This window comes from Streptomyces venezuelae ATCC 10712, from assembly GCF_008639165.1.
GTDB lineage: Bacteria > Actinomycetota > Actinomycetes > Streptomycetales > Streptomycetaceae > Streptomyces > Streptomyces venezuelae.
Genome location: NZ_CP029197.1, coordinates 907,578 through 925,728, shown reverse-complemented (window position 1 = coordinate 925,728; position 18,151 = coordinate 907,578). Strand labels below are relative to the sequence as shown.

Below are 18,151 nucleotides of genomic sequence, written 5' to 3'. Positions count from 1 at the left end.
ATGCCGACGCCCCGCCACCACCTGAACCGCCAGCGCCGCCGCCAGGCCCTCGCCGAGGCGCCGGCCCCGCGCTCCACCGGGTCCGAGGGCGCCGCCTCCCGGCCGTCCGCCGCCGGCCGGGCCCGCACCTCCGTGGGCGTCCTGACCGAGCCGGGGCCACGGACCCGGCCGGCCCCGCCGGCGAAAACCGAGGAGGGGGCGACGGCGACGGCTCCACGGCCCCGGCCCCTCGTGCCGCTCGTGGTGCTCTGCGTGCTGACCCTGCTGCTCGGCGGCTTCGCGGGCCTGGCGTACAGCAGGGCCGGAGAGCTCCGCGACGACCCCGCACGCGGCAACACCGCCCTCACCGATGCCGCCCGCACGAGCGAGATCAAGGGCCAGACGGCCGCGGCCGTCGCCGCGCTCTTCTCGTACGACCACGCCGACCCCGCCCCCTTCGAGCGGGCGGGGAAGACGCTCCTCACGGGCAAGGCGGTCGAACAGCACCGCACCCTCCTCGGCGGGGTCCTCTCCAACGCGGCCCAGCAGAAGTCGGTGATCACCACGACGGTCACCGACAGCGCGGTCGAGCGGATCGACGGCGACCGCGCCCGGGTGCTCGTCTACGCCGACCAGAGCAGTGTGAGCACGGCCGGGACGGGAAAGGCGGGGAAGCAGCCGAAGGCTCAGGACCAGGGGGTCTACGCGGGCGCGATGTTCGCGGTGGACGTCGTGCGGCGCGACGGGCGCTGGCTCGTCGAGAACATCGACACGTTCGGCCGCTGAGCCGCGCGAGGCCGCCCGTCGACGGCCGGTGACGCGGCGGGAGCCCCGTACCGCCGTCCAGGACGGGATACGGGGCTCCCTGCCGGGCTCCCTACGGGGCTCCCGCGCGCCTCACACCGGCCGGGTGGCGACGAGCACCGTGGCGTACCGCTCCTCGCAGCTCACGATCCGCGCCCGGAGGCCGGCCGCGGCGGCTACCTCGCACGCCCGCCCGGCCTGCCGCTCGCTCGTCTCCACGAGCAGGTGCCCGCCCGGCGCCAGCCACTCGGGCGCCCCGGCGGCGACCCGCCGCAGCACGTCGAGGCCGTCCGGGCCGCCGTCGAGGGTGACGAGCGGTTCGTGGTCGCGTGCCTCGGGCGGCAGCAGCCCGATGTCCTCGGTCGGGACGTACGGCACGTTGGCGACGAGGATCTCGACGCGGCCCCGCAGCTCCGGCGGCAGCGGGGCGAACAGGTCGCCCTCGTACACCCGGCCGCCGCGCGGCTCGACGTTCCGGCGAGCGCAGCGCACCGCGGCCGGCTCGATGTCCGAGGCGTGCACCTCGGCGCCCTCGACCCGGTCGAGGAGGACCGCTCCCGCGGCGCCGGAGCCGCAGCACAGGTCGACGCACACGGCGCCCGGCCGGGCCAGTTCCACGGCGTGCTCCATCAGGAACTCCGTACGCCGCCGGGGGACGAACACCCCGGCGTCCACCTCGACGCGCAGCCCGGCGAACCCGGCCCAGCCCACCACGTGCTCCAGGGGCAGGCCGGAGGCCCGGCGCTCGACCATCAGGTCCAGCTCGGCGGGCCCGGCGGCGCTCGCGAGGAGCATCTCCGCCTCTTCCTCGGCGAAGACGCAGCCGGCGGCCCGCAGCCGCTCGACGACCCCGGCGCCGTCCGCCAGGTCAGGCAAGCTGGGCCTCGATCGCGGAGACGATCTCAGGGGCGTCGGGCTCGGTGCGGGGACGGAAGCGGGTGACCCGGCCGTCGCGGCCGATCAGGAACTTCTCGAAGTTCCACTGCACGTCACCCGCCTCGCCCTCGGCGTCGGCGATCTGGACCAGCTCGGTGTAGAGCGGGTGACGGGCCTCGCCGTTGACGTCGGTCTTCTCCAGGAGCGGGAAGGAGACGCCGTACGTCGTCGAGCAGAAGGTCTGGATCTCGTCGGCGCTGCCGGGCTCCTGGCCGGCGAACTGGTTGCAGGGCACGCCGAGCACGGTGAAGCCGCGCTCGCCGTACTCCTGCTGCAGCTTCTCCAGGCCCGCGTACTGCGGGGTGAGTCCGCACTTGGACGCGACGTTCACGATCAGGACCGCGCGGTCCCGGTAGTCGGCGAGGGAGGTCGGCTCGCCGGTGAGGGTCTTCAGCGGAATGTCGTACAGGCTCATGGACAGCTCCTCGTCGGAATGAGGTTTGATCTCAACATGGGAGACGAACTACTGGCAATCTCGATCGATTCCGCGTCCGGGGACGGACCGCGCCGGGTGCACTGCCGTCTCTGCGGCCGCCCCCTGACGGGCGCGGACTCCCGCCGGACGGGCCTCGGCCCCACCTGCGACGCCAAACTCCATCCGCCGGCCCCCGACATCCGCACCCGGCGCCACGAGGTGGACCAGGACGCCCTTCCGGGCATCGACCAGGCCCTGTAGGGCGGTCCGGCCGGACCGGGTGACGCTACCAGCGGGCAAATCGATCGCCCAGCGCATTCCCGTCGTGCAGGGTGGGCCGCGATGAGAACGAAACCCGAGCATCCGGAGTCCTGAACCATGTCGACCCTGCGCGTCACCGCCGAAGTCCTGACCGTCCATCCCCACCCCAACGCCGATGCCCTGGAACTGGCCCAGGTCGGCCTGTACCGGGCCGTCGTCGCCAAGGGCGCGTACCGCACCGGCGACGCCGCCGTCTACATCCCGGAGCAGGCCGTGCTGCCCGTCGCACTCGTCGACGAGCTCGGGCTGACCGGGCGGCTCGCCGGCGGGAAGTCGGACCGGGTGAAGGCGGTACGGCTGCGCGGGGAGCTGTCGCAGGGCATCGTCTGCCGCCCCGGCGCGCTCGCGGACGTCGACCTGGCGGCGGCCGCCGCCGCGGGGACCGACTTCGCCGAGACGCTGGGCATCGTCAAGTGGGTGCCGCCGATACCGCCGACGATGAGCGGCGACGTGGAGGTCGCGCCTGACCTGCTGCCGTGGGTCGACATCGAGAACCTCCAGCGCTACCCGGGGATCTTCGAGCCCGGCGAGCCGGTCGTCCTGACGGAGAAGCTCCACGGCTCGGCCTGTCTGATGACCTTCCTCGCCGAGGAGGGGCGCGTCCAGGTGTCGTCCAAGGGCTTCGGGTCGAAGGGCCTGGCCCTCCAGGAGGACCCGCGGAACCTGTACTGGCGTGCCGTCCACGGGCACGGCCTCGCCGCCGTGGCCGAGCGGCTGGCGAAACGTCTCGGCGCCCGCCGGGTCGGGTTCTTCGGCGAGGTGTACGGCTCCGGGGTGCAGGATCTCGCCTACGGCGCCGACGCCCGCTCCGAGACCGTCGGCTACGCGCTGTTCGACGTCTCGGCCGAGATCGACGGACGGGTGGAGTGGCTGGACCCGGCGGAGGTCCTGGAGCCCGGCGAGGTCCCGCTCGTCCCCCGGCTCTACTCGGGGCCGTACGACCTGGACACGGTGCTCGCCCACGCGAGCGGCCGGGAGACCGTCTCCGGGCGGGAGACCCATCTGCGCGAGGGCGTCGTGATCCGGCCGGCGACCGAGCGGTACAGCCCGGTCACCGGCGGCCGGGCCATCGCCAAGGCGGTCAGCCCGGCCTACCTGACGCGGAAGGGCGGCACCGAGTACGAGTGAGCGGCAGGCGCGGGCCCGGCCGGGCCCGGCCCGCGCCGGGCGTCCGGCCGCTCAGAGCTTCCTGAACAGGCCCTCCTGGACCACCGACACCAGGAGCTGCCCCTCACGGTCGTAGATCCGGCCCCGGGCGAGTCCCCGGCCGCCGGTCGCGATCGGGGACTCCTGGTCGTACAGGAACCACTCGTCCGCCCGGAACGGCCGGTGGAACCACATCGCGTGGTCCAGCGACGCCATGTCGAAGCCCCGCGGGCCCCACAGCGGCTCGACCGGGATGCGGACCGCGTCCAGGAGCGTCATGTCCGAGGCGTACGTCAGCGCGCAGGTGTGGATCAGCGGGTCGTCGCCCAGCGGCCCCACGGCCCGCATCCACACCGCGCTGCGCGGGTCCGCGCCCTTGACCTCGTCCGGGGTCCAGCGCAGCCGGTCGACGTACCGGATGTCGAAGGGCTGCCGGCGGGCCATCCGCTCCAGCGCCTCCGGCAGCGCGCCCAGGTGCTCGCGGATCTCGTCCGCCAGGTTCGGCAGGCTCTCCGGGTCCGTCAGGTGCCTCGGCGGCAGCTGGTGCTCGAAGGCGCCCTCCTCCGGCTTGTGGAAGGAGGCCGTCAGATTGAAGATCGTCCGGCCCTCCTGCACCGCCGTGACCCGGCGGGTCGTGAAGGACCGCCCGTCCCGCACCCGCTCCACCTGGTACACGATCGGCACCCCGGGCCGGCCCGGGCGCAGGAAGTAGGCGTGCAGCGAGTGCACCGGCCGGTCGCCCTCGGTGGTGCGGCCGGCCGCGACGAGCGCCTGCCCGGCGACCTGCCCGCCGAAGACCCGCTGCAGCGACTCCTGCGGGCTCCGCCCACGGAAGATGTTGACCTCGATCTGCTCCAGGTCGAGCAGATCCACGAGCCTCTCGGCGGGATTGGTCACGTCAGCCCTCTCCTCTACAGCTGTCCGACGGACGTCACGCGGAGCACCGCCCGGCCCTCCTCGTCGGAGGCCGCGAGATCCACCTCCGCGCTGATGCCCCAGTCATGGTCGCCGTTCGGGTCGGCGAAGGTCTGCCGGACGCGCCACAGGCCGTGGGCCGCGTCCTCCTCGATGGCGAGCAGCTTCGGGCCGCGCGCGTCCGGGCCCGTACCGAGGTCGTCGTACTCGTCCCAGTACGCGTCCATCGCCTCGCCCCACGCGTCCGCGTCCCAGCCCGCCTCGGCGTCCAGCTCGCCGAGCGCGGTCAGGTTGTCCAGGGCCGCGAGCTCCACCCGGCGGAACATCGCGTTGCGGACCAGGACCCGGAAGGCGCGGGCGTTGGCCGTGACCGGCTTGACCTGGTCGGCCTTCTCCTGGGCCTCCTCGGCGGTCTGGATCTCCGGGTTGGCCAGCTGCTCCCACTCGTCGAGCAGCGAGGAGTCCACCTGGCGCACCATCTCGCCCAGCCAGGCGATCAGGTCCTCCAGGTCCTCGGTCTTCAGGTCGTCCGGGATGGTGTGGTCGAGCGCCTTGTACGCGCTGGCGAGGTAGCGCAGCACGATGCCCTCGGTCCGCGCGAGCTCGTACCAGGAGGTGAACTCGGTGAACGTCAGGGCCCGTTCGTACATGTCACGGATGACGGACTTCGGCGACACCGGGTGGTCGCCGACCCACGGGTGCGACTTCCGGTAGACGTTGTACGCGTGCCAGAGCAGCTCTTCGAGGGGCTTCGGGTACGAGATGTCCTGGAGCCGCTCCATCCGCTCCTCGTACTCGACGCCGTCCGCCTTCATCTGCCCGACCGCCTCGCCGCGCGCCTTGTTCTGCATGGCGGCGAGGATCTGGCGCGGGTCGTCGAGCGTCGACTCGACGACGGAGACCATGTCCAGGGCGTACGAGGGGGACTCCGGGTCGAGCAGGTCGAAGGCGGCGAGCGCGAACGTCGACAGCGGCTGGTTCAGCGCGAAGTCCTGCTGGAGGTCGACCGTCAGGCGGATCGTGCGGCCCTCGGCGTCCGGGGTGTCCAGCTGCTCCACCACACCGCCGTCGAGCAGCGAGCGGTAGATCGCGATGGCCCGGCGGATGTGCCGCAGCTGGGCCTTGCGCGGCTCGTGGTTGTCCTCCAGGAGCTTGCGCATGGCCTCGAAGGCGTTGCCCGGGCGGGCGATCACCGAGAGCAGCATGATGTTGGTGACCTTGAAGCGCGAGGTCAGCGGCTCGGGCTCGGCGGCGATCAGCTTCTCGAAGGTCGTGTCGCTCCAGGCCACGAAGCCCTCGGGGGCCTTCTTCCGGACCACCTTGCGGCGCTTCTTCGGGTCGTCGCCGGCCTTGGCGAGCGCCTTCTCGTTCTCGATGACGTGCTCGGGGGCCTGCGCCACGACCAGACCGGCGGTGTCGAAGCCGGCCCGGCCGGCCCGGCCCGCGATCTGGTGGAACTCACGGGCGCGCAGGGTCCGCACCCGGTTGCCGTCGTACTTGGTGAGGGCGGTGAAGAGCACCGTGCGGATCGGCACGTTCACGCCGACGCCGAGGGTGTCCGTGCCGCAGATCACCTTCAGGAGACCGGCCTGCGCCAGCTTCTCCACGAGCCGCCGGTACTTCGGCAGCATGCCCGCGTGGTGCACGCCGATGCCGTGCCGGACGTAGCGCGAGAGGTTCTGGCCGAACTTGGTGGTGAAGCGGAAGTTGCCGATCAGCTCGGCGATCTTGTCCTTCTCCTCGCGCGTGCACATGTTGATGCTCATCAGCGACTGGGCGCGCTCGACGGCCTGCGCCTGCGTGAAGTGCACGATGTAGACGGGCGCCTGCTTGGTCTCCAGGAGCTCCGTCAGGGTGTCGGTGATCGGGGTGAGCCGGTACTCGTACGAGAGCGGCACCGGCCGGGTCGCCGAGCGGACCACCGAGGTCGGCCGGCCCGTGCGCCGGGTCAGGTCCTTCTCGAACATCGACACGTCGCCGAGGGTCGCCGACATCAGGACGAACTGCGCCTGGGGCAGTTCCAGGATCGGGATCTGCCAGGCCCAGCCGCGGTCCTGCTCGGCGTAGAAGTGGAACTCGTCCATCACGACCTGGCCGATGTCGGCGTACTTGCCGTCCCGCAGCGCGATCGAGGCCAGCACCTCGGCCGTGCAGCAGATCACCGGGGCGTCCGCGTTCACGGAGGCGTCGCCGGTCAGCATGCCGACGTTCTCGGTGCCGAAGAGCTTGCACAGGTCGAAGAACTTCTCCGACACCAGGGCCTTGATCGGCGCGGTGTAGAAGGTCACCTGGTCGTTGGCGAGGGCGGTGAAGTGCGCACCCGCCGCGACCAGGGACTTGCCCGATCCGGTCGGCGTGGACAAGATCACGTTGGCCCCGGAGACGACCTCGATCAGCGCCTCTTCCTGGGCCGGGTAGAGCGTGATGCCCCGGTCCTCGGCCCAGGAGGAGAAGGCCTCGAAGAGGGCGTCGGGGTCGGCGGTCGGCGGCAGCTGATCGATAAGGGTCACGCCCCCATCTTGCCTGGATTCCGTCCGGATGAGGGAACCGGCCACCGGATCGAAGATCACGAACGATAGGCTCGTCCGTCGACCGGTCGTCAACTGAGCGCCGGCAGGGGAGAAACGGGGCGGGCCAACCATGATGGGACCGGCGCACTCGCTGTCCGGAGCGGCGGCCTGGCTGGGTGTCGGAGCGGCCGCGGCGGCCGCCGACCGCCCCATGCCGTGGCCGGTTCTCGTCGTCGGCGCGCTCATCTGCGCGGGCGCGGCCCTCGCTCCCGATCTGGACCACAAGTCGGCGACGATCTCGCGCGCCTTCGGACCGGTGTCCAAGGGCCTGTGCGAGATCGTCGACAAGCTGTCGTACGCCGTCTACAAGGCGACGAGGTCCTCCGCCGACCCCCGCAGGTCCGGCGGCCACCGCACCCTCACCCACACCTGGCTGTGGGCGGTCCTGATCGGCGTCGGAGCCTCCGTCGCGGCGGTCACCGGCGGCCGCTGGGCGGTGCTCGCGATCCTCTTCGTGCACCTGGTCCTGGCCGTCGAGGGCCTGCTGTGGCGGGCCGCCCGGATGTCCAGCGACGTCCTGGTCTGGCTGCTGGGCGCGACCAGCGCGTGGATCCTGGCCGGCGTCCTCGACAAGCCGGGCAACGGCTCCGACTGGTTCTTCACCGGCCCCGGCCAGGAGTACCTGTGGCTGGGCCTGCCGATCGTGCTCGGCGCCCTCGTCCACGACATCGGCGACGCCCTGACGGTCTCCGGCTGCCCGATCCTCTGGCCCATCCCCGTCGGCCGCAAGCGCTGGTACCCGATCGGCCCCCCGAAGGGCATGCGCTTCCGGGCCGGCAGCTGGGTCGAGCTGAAGGTCCTGATGCCCGCCTTCATGCTCCTGGGCGGCGCGGGCGGCGCCTCGGCCCTCGGGTTCTTCTAGGGCTGTCCCCGAACGGGCCGGGCCGGGGCGTCGCACGACGCCCCGGCCCGGCCCGTTCCGCGGGTCATCCGTGCCACGACCTCCACAGCGCCGCGTACGCCCCGTCCGCCGCCACCAGTTCCGTGTGGCTGCCGAGCTCGCTGATGCGGCCCGACTCGACCACCGCGATCAGATCGGCGTCGTGCGCGGTGTGCAGCCGGTGCGCGATGGCCACGACCGTGCGGCCGTCCAGGACCCGGCCGAGCGAGCGCTCCAGGTGCCGGGCCGCCCGCGGGTCCAGCAGCGAGGTCGCCTCGTCCAGGACCAGGGTGTGCGGGTCCGCGAGGACGAGCCGGGCCAGCGCGATCTGCTGGGCCTGCGCGGGGGTGAGCGACCGGCCGCCCGAGCCGACCTCGGTGTCCAGGCCCTCGTCGAGGCCCCGGGCCCAGACCTCCGCGTCCACCGCCGAGAGCGCCGCCCACAGCTCGGTGTCGGTCGCCCCGGTCCTGGCCAGGAGCAGGTTGTCCCGGAGCGAGCCCACGAAGACGTGGTGCTCCTGGTTGACCAGGGCCACGTGCTCGCGGACCCGCTCCGCGGGCATCCGCGCGAGCTCGGCGGCACCGAGGGTGACCGAGCCGGTGCGCGGGGCGTAGATGCCCGCGAGCAGCCGCCCGAGGGTGGACTTGCCGGCGCCCGAAGGGCCGACCAGGGCGACCCGGGTGCCGGGCGCCACCTTCAGGGACACCTCGTGCAGCACGTCGACGCCCTCGCGGTAGCCGAACCGGACCTCGTCCGCGCGCACGGCCCGGCCCTCCGGCCGTACCTCCGTGTCGCCCGCGTCCGGCTCGATGTCCCGGACGCCGACGAGCCGGGCCAGCGACACCTGCGCGACCTGGAGCTCGTCGTACCACCGGAGCACGATCCCGATCGGGTCGACCAGCATCTGCGCGAGCAGCGCGCCCGTGGTCAGCTGCCCCACGTCGATCCAGCCCTGGAGCACGAACACCCCGCCGAGCAGGAGCACCGAGCACAGCACCGTCGTGTGGGTGATGTTGACGACGGGGAAGAGAACCGAGCGCAGGAAGAGGGTGTACCGCTCCCACGCGACCCATTCGGAGATCCGCCGGTCCGACAGCGCGATCCGCCGCGCGCCGAGGCGGTGCGCCTCGACGGTGCGGCCCGCGTCGACCGTCTCGGCGAGGGCCCCGGCCACCGCCGCGTACCCCGCCGACTCCGAGCGGTACGCCGAGGGCGCCCGCCGGAAGTACCAGCGGCAGCCCACGATCAGCAGCGGAGCCGCGAGCAGCGCGGCCAGCGCGAGCGGCGGGGCCGTGACCGCGAGGCCGCCGAGCAGCAGTCCCGCCCACACGAAGCCGATGGCCAGCTGGGGCACGGCCTCGCGCATGGCGTTGGAGAGCCGGTCGACGTCCGTGGTGATCCGGGAGAGCAGATCGCCCGTGCCCGCCCGCTCCAGGACGCCCGGCGGCAGCCCGACCGCGCGGACCAGGAAGTCCTCCCGCAGGTCGGCGAGCATCTCCTCGCCGAGCATCGCGCCGCGCAGCCGGACCATCCGTACGAAGACGGTCTGGACGAGCAGCGCGGCCGCGAACAGGCCGACCGTGCGCTCCAGATGGAGCTCCCGCGCACCCGCGGCCAGCTCGTCCACCATCGAACCGAGCAGGTACGGGCCGGCCATCGAGGCGATCACGGCGATCGCGTTCACCCCGACGAGCAGCGCGAACGCCCGGCGGTGGCGGCTCAGCAGCGCCCGCACATAGGCGCGGACGGTCGCGTCCGCGGCGACGGGCAGCGTCGTCGCCGTCGTCGGGGCCGCCGGGTCGTACTCCGGTGCCGCCAGGCCGATCATGCCGATTCCCCTTCCAGTGCTTCGAGTTCGCCGACCGGACCGAGCCCGTCGACCGCGTCGGCGCGCGGCCGCGCCGCGGCGAGCTCCTCCTCGGTCTCGCGGGTGACCACCGCGCGGTAGCGGGGCTCCGTGGCGAGCAGCTCGCGATGGGTGCCGACCGCGACCGCCTGGCCCTCGTGGACCAGGACGACCCGCTCGGCGCGGTCCAGGAGCAGCGGCGAGGAGGCGAGGACCACGGTGGTCCTGGTCGCGCGCAGCTCGCTGACGCCGACGGCGACCCGGGCCTCCGTGTGCGCGTCGACCGCCGAGGTCGGCTCGTCGAGGACGAGCACCTCCGGGTCGGTCACCAGGGAGCGGGCGAGCGCCAGACGCTGGCGCTGGCCGCCGGAGAGCGACCGGCCCCGCTCGGTGATGCGGGTGCGCATCGGATCGCCGTCGGTGTCCACCGACGCCTGCGCGAGCGCGTCGAGGACGTCCTCGCAGCGGGCGGCCGCCAGGGCCTGCTCGGGGAGCACCACGCCGGAGCGGGGCACGTCGAGCAGCTCCTGGAGGGTGCCCGAGAGCAGGACCGGGTCCTTGTCCTGGACGAGGACGGCGGTCCGGGCGTCCTCCAGCGGCAGTTCGTCGAGCGGGACCCCGCCGAGCAGGACCGAGGTGTGGCCCTCGCCCGGTTCGGCCGGGTGGCCGCCGAGCCGGTCCGCCAGCCGCCCGGCGACGTCCGGGTCGCCGCAGACGACCGCGGTGAGGCGGCCGGCCGGAGCCAGCAGCCCGGTCAGCGGGTCGTACAGGTCGCCGGAGGCCTTGCGGTCCCCGTCCGCGGCGGTGGGGCCGTCCGTCCGGGCCAGGCCGAGGACCCGGGCGGCCCGCTTCGCGGACGGCCGCGAGAAGGAGTACGCCATGGCGATCTCCTCGAAGTTGCGCAGCGGGTGGTACGTGAGGGCCACCGCGCTGTAGACGGTGACCAGTTCACCGACGCCGATCCGGCCGTCGAGCGCGAGCCGCGCCCCGTACCCGGCGACGACGATGAGCAGGATGCCGGGCAGCACGACCTGGATCGCGGAGATCAGCGCCCACATGCGGGCACTGCGCACGGCGGCCCTGCGGACCTCCTGGGAGGCGGCGCGGTAGCGGCCGAGGAACAGTTCCTCGCCGCCGATGCCGCGCAGCACCCGCAGCCCGGCGACGGTGTCGGAGGCCAGCTCGGTGGCCTTGCCCGCCTTCTCGCGCTGGATGTCCGCCCTGCGGGTGGCGCGGGGGAGGAGCGGCAGTACGGCGAGGGCGAGGACCGGGACGCCGACGGCCACGACGATGCCCAGGGTGGGCAGGTAGACGACGAGGCCGACGCAGATGACGACGAGCACGACGGCGCCCGCGGCGAACCGCGACAGGGCCTCGACGAACCAGCCGATCTTCTCGACGTCGCCGGTGGAGACGGCGACGACCTCGCCCGCGGCGACCCGCCGGGTCAGGACGGAGCCCAGTTCGGCGGTCTTGCGGGCCAGGAGCTGCTGCACCCGGGCGGCGGCGGTGATCCAGTTGGTGACGGCGGTGCGGTGCAGCATCACGTCACCGGCCGCGATGGCCGCGCCGAAGGCGACGAGCAGGACCGCGGCGAGGCCGAGCCGCCCGCCGTCGTGGTCCACGACGGCCTGGACGGCGAGGCCGATGCCGATCGGGAGCGCGGCGATGCCCAGGTGGTGCAGGAGTCCCCACAGCATGGACTTCACCTGCCCGCCGAGCTGCTGACGGCCGAGCCAGACGAGGAACCGGGTGCCCGAGCGGACATCGGGGACCCCTGGGTCGGCGTAGGGAAGGTCTTGGATCTGCATGGCGTCCCAGGGTCTCCGGGTCTTGTCTGGGGGAAACGTCTTGTCCGGGCGAATCGTCTCGTCCGGGGGAAAGCGTCGTGTCCGGGGGAATCGCGCGCCGGGGGTGTGCGGCGGCCGGGGGTGCGACAGGGTGTGCGGCGGCTGGGGGAAACCGTGCAAGGTTCGCTTTTTCCCCCAGGGGGCGGCAATCGATTTTCCAGCCGGGGGAACAGATCGCGCCATGTCCGCTCATCGTCCTCTGGACCGCACGGAACGCGGCGCGGTTCACTCTCGCCCCATGAGATCACTCAAGATCATGAGCATGCTCAGCGGACTGGTGCTCGCCGCGGGCGCGCTCCTCACCGCCCACCCGGCCGCCGCCGACGGCCCGAACGGCCCCACGCCGCCGGCCGAGTTCACCAGCGACTGGCACGACCCGGTCACCGCCGCCCCGCCCGTCGAGACCCCCGGCACCCGCAGCTGCACGGTGACCCTCGCCGCCGCCCAGTTCCGCGACTTCACGCCCTACCAGGGCACTTACACCCCGCCGAAGGAGTGCGGCACCTCCTGGAACAAGGTCGTCCTGCGCCTCGAAGGCAGCGTGAAGGGCCGCCAGTACGACCGCCTCGGCCATCTCTCCGTCGGCGGCGTGGAGATCCTCCGCACCTCCACGCCACAGCCCTCGCCCGACGGCATCACCTGGTCGGTCGAGAAGGACGTCACCCGGTACCGCGACACCCTCAGCCGTCCCGGGCCCGTCGAGATGCTCATCGGCAATGTCGTGAACGAGACGTACACCGGCGTCCTGGACGTCCGCGTCACCCTGACCTTCCACACCGCCCGGGGCCGGGTGAAACCCGCCGCCGGTACGCCCGACCGGGTGATCCCGCTGGCCGGCTCCACCCTCACCACCCCGCGCAACACCGAACGCCTCCTCGCCGAGGTGTACGCCACCGGATCCGGCGGCGGCTGCGAGGAGTACTGGTACCTCTCCGTCCCCGACGCCGCCCCCTACTCCTGCCGGGCCACCGACGGCCCCCACCGGGAGGTCCGGGTCTCCGTCGACGGACGCCTCGCGGGCATCGCCGCCCCCTTCCCGACCGTCTGGACCGGCGGCTGGTCCAACCCCTTCCTCTGGTACGTCACCCCCGGCCCGCGCGCCTTCGACGTCCAGCCGATCGTCTACGACCTCACCCCCTTCGCCGCCCTCCTCAACGACGGCCGCGCCCACCGCGTCGAGGTCACCGTCGCCGGGGTGCCCGCCGGACAGACCGGCTGGTCCACCCCGACCAACGTGCTGCTCTGGCAGGACGCGGGCAGCCGGGTCGTGACCGGCGGACTCGACCGCCACGAGGAGACCGCCCCGCGCAACTCCTCCGTCCACACCCCCGGCACCGGCGGCTCCCTCCACCGCCTCGACACCGACGCCGCGCACCGGCTCACCGTCACCGGACACCTGAACACCTCGCACGGCCGGATCACCACCACCGTCGACCGGTCCGTCGGCCACACTTCGGTCCACCGCTGGGGCGAGGGCGAGAACCCGGACGCCTTCACCGCGCGCTGGACCGACCGGGAGACCGTGACCAGCGGCCGGACCGTCACCCGCGCCGACCGCACGTACACCATGGACGGCGAGACGACCGTCGGCGCGGGCGACCGGCTGCGGACGGTGCTCACCCTCGGGGACCGCGCCGACACCGGCGTCCTGCGCGACGGCCGGCTCCGCTCCTGGTCGCGGCTGGACGACACGTACACCGGGGACGCCACGTACACCTCCGGAGTCCCGCGCGACCAGCGGCACGCGGTCGGCACCACCACCGAGCGCTACCGGCTGTACGGCTCCGAAGGCTGCTACGACCGGACCCTGACGACCGTCCAGGGCACGCTGACCGGGGACCTGCGGCGCTGCTGAACACGAGGGTGCCCGGCCCCCTTACGCGAGGGCCGGGCACCGTCCCGCCGGCTCAGGCGGGCTTCACCGAGTCCACGCCCGAGCGGGCCTTGCGCCACTCGCCGCGGGTGAAGTCGGGGATCTCCTGCGGAGCGCCGTTCGCCTTGATCGAGGCGTGGCTGAGCGGCACCGGCGCCGTCCAGGTGGCGGCGTCGTACACGTCGAAGTCCGGCGGCAGCCCGAGCTGCATGCACTGCATCAGGCGGTACACCATGATGTAGTCCATGCCGCCGTGCCCGCCCGGCGGATTGGCGTGCTCCTTCCAGAGCCAGTGGTCGAACTCGCCGGCGTACGCCGCGAAGTCGCCCCACCGGTCGTCCTTGTGGTCCGGCTCCAGGTAGATCCGCTCCGGATAGTCCTCGAAGACCCCGCGCGTCCCGCCCAGGCTGTTGATCCTGCTGTACGGGTGCGGGGTGGACACGTCGTGCTCCAGCCGGATCACCCGGCCCTTGGCCGTCTGGACCAGGCTGATCGTCCGGTCGCTGCCGATGTACGACTCCTTCCAGCTCGGGTCGCCGGGCGGCATGTGCTCCTCGCGGTACTCGGCGAGACCGAGCGCCGGGGTGCCGAAACTGCTGATGCTGACCGCCCGGTCGCCCCGATTGACGTCCATGTAGTTGGCGACCGGCCCGAAGCCGTGGTTGGGATAGAGGTCGCCCCGCAGCTGCGTGTGCCACCGCCGGCGCCAGGGGCCCTCGTAGTACGTCGGGGAGAACATCAGCGCGCGCAGGTCGTGGTTGTACGCCCCCGCTCCGTGCAGCAGCCGGCCGAACTTGCCCGCGTGCGCCATCCGCAGCACCCGCATCTCGTTCCGGCCGTAACAGCAGTTCTCCAGCTGCATGCAGTGGCGGCGGGTCTGCTCCGAGAGGTCGACCAGCTCCCACAGCTCGTCGAGCCGCATGGCGACCGGACACTCCACGCCGACGTGCTTGCCGGCCAGCATGGCGGCGCGGGCGATCGGGAAGTGGCTGTCCCAGGGCGTGGCCACGTGCACGAAGTCGACGTCGGAGCGGGCGCAGAGGTTCTCGTAGTCGTCCTCGCCGTGGGTGTAGACGGCGGGGGCGGGCTGTCCGGCGGCCACCACCTTCGCCGCGGCCCGCTCGGCCTTCTCCCGCACCGGATCGCAGACGGCGACCACCCGGACCCAGGGCAGGGCGAGGTACAGGCCGATCATGCTGCCGCCGCGGTTGCCGAGGCCGATGAGCCCGACCCGGACGGTGGACCGGCCGGCGAAGGGGACCCCGGCCATGGTGGCCCCCTTGCGCCGCGGGGCCGCCGCGGCCGTGGACGGCGCCTCGGCCGGGGCCGCGGCGGCGGCCTCGGCGGTCACGCTGCCGAGGGCGCCGATGCCGAGGCCCGTCCCGGCGGCCGCGGCGGTGGTCCTGAGGACCTTGCGGCGGCTCGGGGTGTGCGGTGACTGCTCGTTCATGGAACCTCCCGGAGCTGTGTGCACGGCTGTTTCATGAATCCCGCACAGGACCCTGGCCCCGGTGGCCGATGGTGCGCAAGGGCGCCGATAGGACTCTCGCGACGGGTGGTTGGACTTTACTGTTCCGGATCTCGCGCGGAGCCGTGCCGGGCGACGACCGTCACCCGAACGTACGAAAGCCCCTCACCACCCGGGGTGAGGGGCCGTCAGAAAAGCGTGCGCCGACAGGCGGTCAGGGGCGGGTCGCCCGCTCCAGCGCGAGGAGCACCGAGCCGTAGCCGCGGCCCGTGGCCCGGTCCATGCCGATCTCGCACATCCGATTGGCCGAGAAGTGCGCGTCGAACGGACGGGCCGTCACCTCGGCCGCCTCACGGGCGGTCGCCGACGCGGTCAGCTCCGGGTGCAGCATCCCCCGGTCGCCCGCGAAGGCGCAGCAGCCCGCGTCGACGGGAACGACGACCTCGTCCGCGCAGGCCCGCGCGAGCTCCGTCAGCTTCTCCTCGTCGCCCAGGTGCCGCATCGAGCAGGTCGGATGGACCACCGCGGAGCCGACCCGGCGGCGCACGTCCAGCCGGGGGAGCAGCTCGTCCGCCGCCCACACCAGCGAGTCGAGGACGGTCAGCTCCGCGTGCAGCGCCCGGTTGTCCTCGGTCAGATACGGCACGACCTCGTGCGCGATGCCGAGCGTGCACGAGGAGGCGTCCACGACCAGCGGCAGCGTCCCGCCCGCGGTCCATCCCCAGGCGGCCTCCACGATCCGGTTCGCCATCACCTCGTTCCCGCGCTCGTACCCCTTGGAGTGCCAGATCGTCGCGCAGCACGTTCCGGCCACGTCGTCCGGGATCCACACCGGCTTGCCCGCCCGCGCCGAGACCGCGACCACGGCCTCGGGCAGCGAGGGGCCCCGCCCGCCGTCCGGACCGCCGAAGATCCGGTTCACACAGGCCGGGTAGTAGACGGCGACCGCCGCCGGGCGGTGGGTGCGCGGCAGCCGCCGCGCCGCCGCGCCCGGAATCTCCGGCAGCCACTCCGGCACGAGGTCGGTGCTGACCGCACGGCGGGCCAGGCCCGTCACGGACTCCAGGACCCGGTCGCCGATCCGGTCCGCCGCGGCGACCGCGAGCCGCGCCGAGGCCTCCGCCGCCCGGAAGTTCTTCGCGGCCAGGGCGGCGACCCGCTCCTGGCCGGGGGTGTGCCGCTCGTGCCGGAACTCCTTCATCAGCGCGCCCGTGTCGATCCCCACCGGGCAGGCCAGCTTGCAGGTGGAGTCACCGGCGCAGGTGTCCACGGCGTCGTAGCCGTACGACTCCAGGAGCCGGGTCTCGACCGCGGAGCCGTCGTTCTGCCGCATCATCTCCCGGCGCAGCACGATCCGCTGGCGCGGAGTGGTCGTCAGGTCCTGGCTGGGGCAGGTCGGTTCGCAGAAGCCGCACTCGATGCAGGGGTCGGCGATCCGCTCCACCGTCGGGATCGTCTTCAGGCCGCGCAGATGGGCGTACGGGTCGCGGTCGAGGACGATCCGCGGGGCGAGCACCCCGTCGGGGTCGACGGCCTCCTTGACCCGCCACATCAGGTCGGTCGCCTTGGTCCCCCACTCCAGCTCCAGGAAGGGCGCGATGTTCCGGCCGGTGGCGTGCTCCGCCTTCAGCGAGCCGTCGAACCGCTCCACGGTCAGCTTGCAGAACTCGGCCATGAAGGCCGCGTACCGCTCGACGTCGGCGGGGTCGCCCGCGTCGAAGGCGAGCAGGAAGTGGAGGTTGCCGTGGGCGGCGTGACCGGCCACGGCCGCGTCGAAGCCGTGCCGGGACTGGAGGTCGAGCAGCGCCTCGCAGGCCTCCGCGAGCCGGGCCGGGGGCACCGCGAAGTCCTCGGTGATCAGGGTCGTACCGGAGGGGCGCGAGCCGCCGACCGCCGTGACGAAGGCCTTGCGGGCCTTCCAGTAGCCGGCGATCCGCCCCGGGTCCGTGGTGAACGCGTTCTCCACGGAGGGCACCGGGGCCACCAGGTCGAGCCCGTCGAGCACCTCCCGCGCCGCCCGCTCGTACGCCGCGCGTGCCTCCGCGTCGGGGGCCCGGAACTCGACCAGCAGCGCCGCCGTCTCCTTGGGCAGCTCCGCCCAGTCCGCGGGGACGCCCGCCACGTTCACCGAGGCCCGCAGGGTGTTGCCGTCCATCAGCTCGACGGCCAGCGCCCCGGCGTCGTTGAACCGGGGCACGGCCTCCGCCGCCGCCGGCAGGGAGGGGAAGAACAGCAGGGCGGAGGAGACCTCGCGGTCCAGCGGCAGGGTGTCGAAGACGACCTCCGAGATGAAGCCGAAGGTGCCCTCGGAGCCGACCATGAGACCGCGCAGGATGCGCACCGGGGTGTCGCCGTCGAGGAACGCGTCGAGCCGGTAGCCGTTGGTGTTCTTGATGGCGTACTTGGCGCGGATCCGCTCGGTCAGCTCGCGGTCCGCCTCGATCTCCGCCTTGAGCCGCATCAGCTCCGCGCACAGCCTGGGCTCGGCGTGCGCCAGCTCCTCGTCGGCCGCCGGGTCGGCCGTGTCGACCACGGTCCCGCTCGGCAGCACGAAGGTGAGCGAGGAGACGGTCCGGTACGAGTTCCTCGTCGTCCCGGCCGTCATCCCCGAGGCGTTGTTGGCGACGACCCCGCCGATCGTGCAGGCGATGGCGCTGGCCGGATCGGGCCCCAGGACCCGCCCGTACGGGGCGAGCGCGGCGTTGGCCCGTACGACGGTGGTGCCGGGGCGGATCCTCGCGCGCGTGCCGCCGTCCAGGACCTCGACGCCCGCCCAGTGGCGGCGGACGTCGACCAGGATGTCCTCGCCCTGGGCCTGCCCGTTGAGGCTGGTCCCGGCGGCCCGGAAGACCACCTCGCGGCCCTTGCCGTGCGCGTACGACAGGACCGTGGAGATGTCGTCGATGTCCTCGGCGACCACCACGACCTGCGGGACGAAGCGGTACGGGCTGGCGTCCGAGGCGTACCGGACGAGGTCGGAGATCGTGGAGAGGACCTTCCCGGGGCCCAGCAGCTCGGTGAGCTCCTCGCGCAGCCGCCTCGACGTGCCCCGCGCCTGGAGCTCCGGCACGCGGTCCGGCGCCGGAGTCCGCTTCGTACCGGGACGGAGGGCCTGCGGGTTCGGCTCGAACAGCGGCATGTCGCGGCT

Annotated in this window: 13 protein-coding genes; 5 read left to right on the top strand and 8 right to left on the bottom strand. The window is 73.1% G+C overall.

The features are described 5' to 3' along the window. Complete coding sequence (locus tag DEJ43_RS03880) at positions 1 to 765, top strand: hypothetical protein (protein WP_071891145.1); 765 nt, start codon at positions 1 to 3, stop codon at positions 763 to 765. 111 nt (positions 766 to 876) lie between these two features. On the opposite strand, the gene DEJ43_RS03875 is transcribed toward DEJ43_RS03880, so the two are convergent. Together DEJ43_RS03875 and DEJ43_RS03870 are read right to left on the bottom strand one after the other, a co-directional pair. Beyond that, a complete protein-coding gene (locus tag DEJ43_RS03875; RefSeq protein ID WP_015032004.1) occupies positions 877 to 1,659 on the bottom strand; it encodes a putative protein N(5)-glutamine methyltransferase in 783 nt (260 codons plus the stop codon). Then, entirely contained in the window at positions 1,652 to 2,134 is a 483-nt protein-coding gene (locus tag DEJ43_RS03870; protein WP_015032003.1) for a glutathione peroxidase, read from the bottom strand. The genes DEJ43_RS03875 and DEJ43_RS03870 overlap by 8 nt, the downstream gene beginning before the upstream one ends. A gap of 36 nt (positions 2,135 to 2,170) precedes the next feature. Here DEJ43_RS03870 and DEJ43_RS03865 point away from each other — a divergent pair, with 36 nt between their 5' ends. Further along, positions 2,171 to 2,395 (top strand): DUF6011 domain-containing protein, encoded by a 225-nt coding sequence (locus tag DEJ43_RS03865; RefSeq protein WP_015032002.1) that lies wholly within the window; start codon positions 2,171 to 2,173, stop codon positions 2,393 to 2,395. Positions 2,396 to 2,512: 117 nt separating this feature from the next. Next, positions 2,513 to 3,583, top strand: a complete 1,071-nt coding sequence (locus DEJ43_RS03860; RefSeq protein WP_015032001.1) for an RNA ligase (ATP) — start codon at positions 2,513 to 2,515, stop codon at positions 3,581 to 3,583. Between the two features lie 51 nt (positions 3,584 to 3,634). Here DEJ43_RS03860 and DEJ43_RS03855 read toward each other — a convergent pair whose 3' ends face one another. Both DEJ43_RS03855 and DEJ43_RS03850 read right to left on the bottom strand, forming a co-directional pair. Then, on the bottom strand, positions 3,635 to 4,498 hold the full coding sequence (locus tag DEJ43_RS03855) for an acyl-CoA thioesterase (protein ID WP_015032000.1): 864 nt from the start codon (positions 4,496 to 4,498) through the stop codon (positions 3,635 to 3,637). Positions 4,499 to 4,512: 14 nt separating this feature from the next. After that, on the bottom strand, positions 4,513 to 7,086 hold the full coding sequence (locus tag DEJ43_RS03850) for a DEAD/DEAH box helicase (protein WP_071891139.1): 2,574 nt from the start codon (positions 7,084 to 7,086) through the stop codon (positions 4,513 to 4,515). A gap of 70 nt (positions 7,087 to 7,156) precedes the next feature. Here DEJ43_RS03850 and DEJ43_RS03845 point away from each other — a divergent pair, with 70 nt between their 5' ends. Next, on the top strand, positions 7,157 to 7,948 hold the full coding sequence (locus tag DEJ43_RS03845; protein WP_015031998.1) for a metal-dependent hydrolase: 792 nt from the start codon (positions 7,157 to 7,159) through the stop codon (positions 7,946 to 7,948). 64 nt (positions 7,949 to 8,012) lie between these two features. Here DEJ43_RS03845 and DEJ43_RS03840 read toward each other — a convergent pair whose 3' ends face one another. After that, positions 8,013 to 9,794 carry an ABC transporter ATP-binding protein gene (locus DEJ43_RS03840; protein WP_071891136.1) on the bottom strand — a complete coding sequence of 594 codons (1,782 nt, stop codon included), beginning with the start codon at positions 9,792 to 9,794 and terminating at the stop codon, positions 8,013 to 8,015. Continuing rightward, complete coding sequence (locus tag DEJ43_RS03835) at positions 9,791 to 11,623, bottom strand: ABC transporter transmembrane domain-containing protein (RefSeq protein ID WP_041662066.1); 1,833 nt, start codon at positions 11,621 to 11,623, stop codon at positions 9,791 to 9,793. The genes DEJ43_RS03840 and DEJ43_RS03835 overlap by 4 nt, the downstream gene beginning before the upstream one ends. Before the next feature lie 277 nt (positions 11,624 to 11,900). Here DEJ43_RS03835 and DEJ43_RS03830 point away from each other — a divergent pair, with 277 nt between their 5' ends. Further along, positions 11,901 to 13,517, top strand: a complete 1,617-nt coding sequence (locus tag DEJ43_RS03830; protein ID WP_041662065.1) for a peptide-N4-asparagine amidase — start codon at positions 11,901 to 11,903, stop codon at positions 13,515 to 13,517. A gap of 52 nt (positions 13,518 to 13,569) precedes the next feature. Here DEJ43_RS03830 and DEJ43_RS03825 read toward each other — a convergent pair whose 3' ends face one another. Both DEJ43_RS03825 and DEJ43_RS03820 read right to left on the bottom strand, forming a co-directional pair. Continuing rightward, complete coding sequence (locus tag DEJ43_RS03825) at positions 13,570 to 14,985, bottom strand: Gfo/Idh/MocA family protein (protein WP_015031994.1); 1,416 nt, start codon at positions 14,983 to 14,985, stop codon at positions 13,570 to 13,572. 232 nt (positions 14,986 to 15,217) lie between these two features. Next, complete coding sequence (locus DEJ43_RS03820) at positions 15,218 to 18,142, bottom strand: FAD-binding and (Fe-S)-binding domain-containing protein (protein ID WP_015031993.1); 2,925 nt, start codon at positions 18,140 to 18,142, stop codon at positions 15,218 to 15,220. Positions 18,143 to 18,151: the final 9 nt, after the last annotated feature.

What these genes read in the sequence shown, in the direction of transcription:
- DEJ43_RS03840 (WP_071891136.1), bottom strand. Translation starts at nt 9,794, where the DNA reads ATGATCGGCCTGGCGGCACCGGAGTACGACCCGGCGGCCCCGACGACG.
- DEJ43_RS03880 (WP_071891145.1), top strand. Translation starts at nt 1, where the DNA reads ATGCCGACGCCCCGCCACCACCTGAACCGCCAGCGCCGCCGCCAGGCC.
- DEJ43_RS03820 (WP_015031993.1), bottom strand. Translation starts at nt 18,142, where the DNA reads ATGCCGCTGTTCGAGCCGAACCCGCAGGCCCTCCGTCCCGGTACGAAG.
- DEJ43_RS03870 (WP_015032003.1), bottom strand. Translation starts at nt 2,134, where the DNA reads ATGAGCCTGTACGACATTCCGCTGAAGACCCTCACCGGCGAGCCGACC.
- DEJ43_RS03835 (WP_041662066.1), bottom strand. Translation starts at nt 11,623, where the DNA reads ATGCAGATCCAAGACCTTCCCTACGCCGACCCAGGGGTCCCCGATGTC.
- DEJ43_RS03860 (WP_015032001.1), top strand. Translation starts at nt 2,513, where the DNA reads ATGTCGACCCTGCGCGTCACCGCCGAAGTCCTGACCGTCCATCCCCAC.
- DEJ43_RS03825 (WP_015031994.1), bottom strand. Translation starts at nt 14,985, where the DNA reads ATGAACGAGCAGTCACCGCACACCCCGAGCCGCCGCAAGGTCCTCAGG.
- DEJ43_RS03830 (WP_041662065.1), top strand. Translation starts at nt 11,901, where the DNA reads ATGAGATCACTCAAGATCATGAGCATGCTCAGCGGACTGGTGCTCGCC.
- DEJ43_RS03865 (WP_015032002.1), top strand. Translation starts at nt 2,171, where the DNA reads ATGGGAGACGAACTACTGGCAATCTCGATCGATTCCGCGTCCGGGGAC.
- DEJ43_RS03845 (WP_015031998.1), top strand. Translation starts at nt 7,157, where the DNA reads ATGATGGGACCGGCGCACTCGCTGTCCGGAGCGGCGGCCTGGCTGGGT.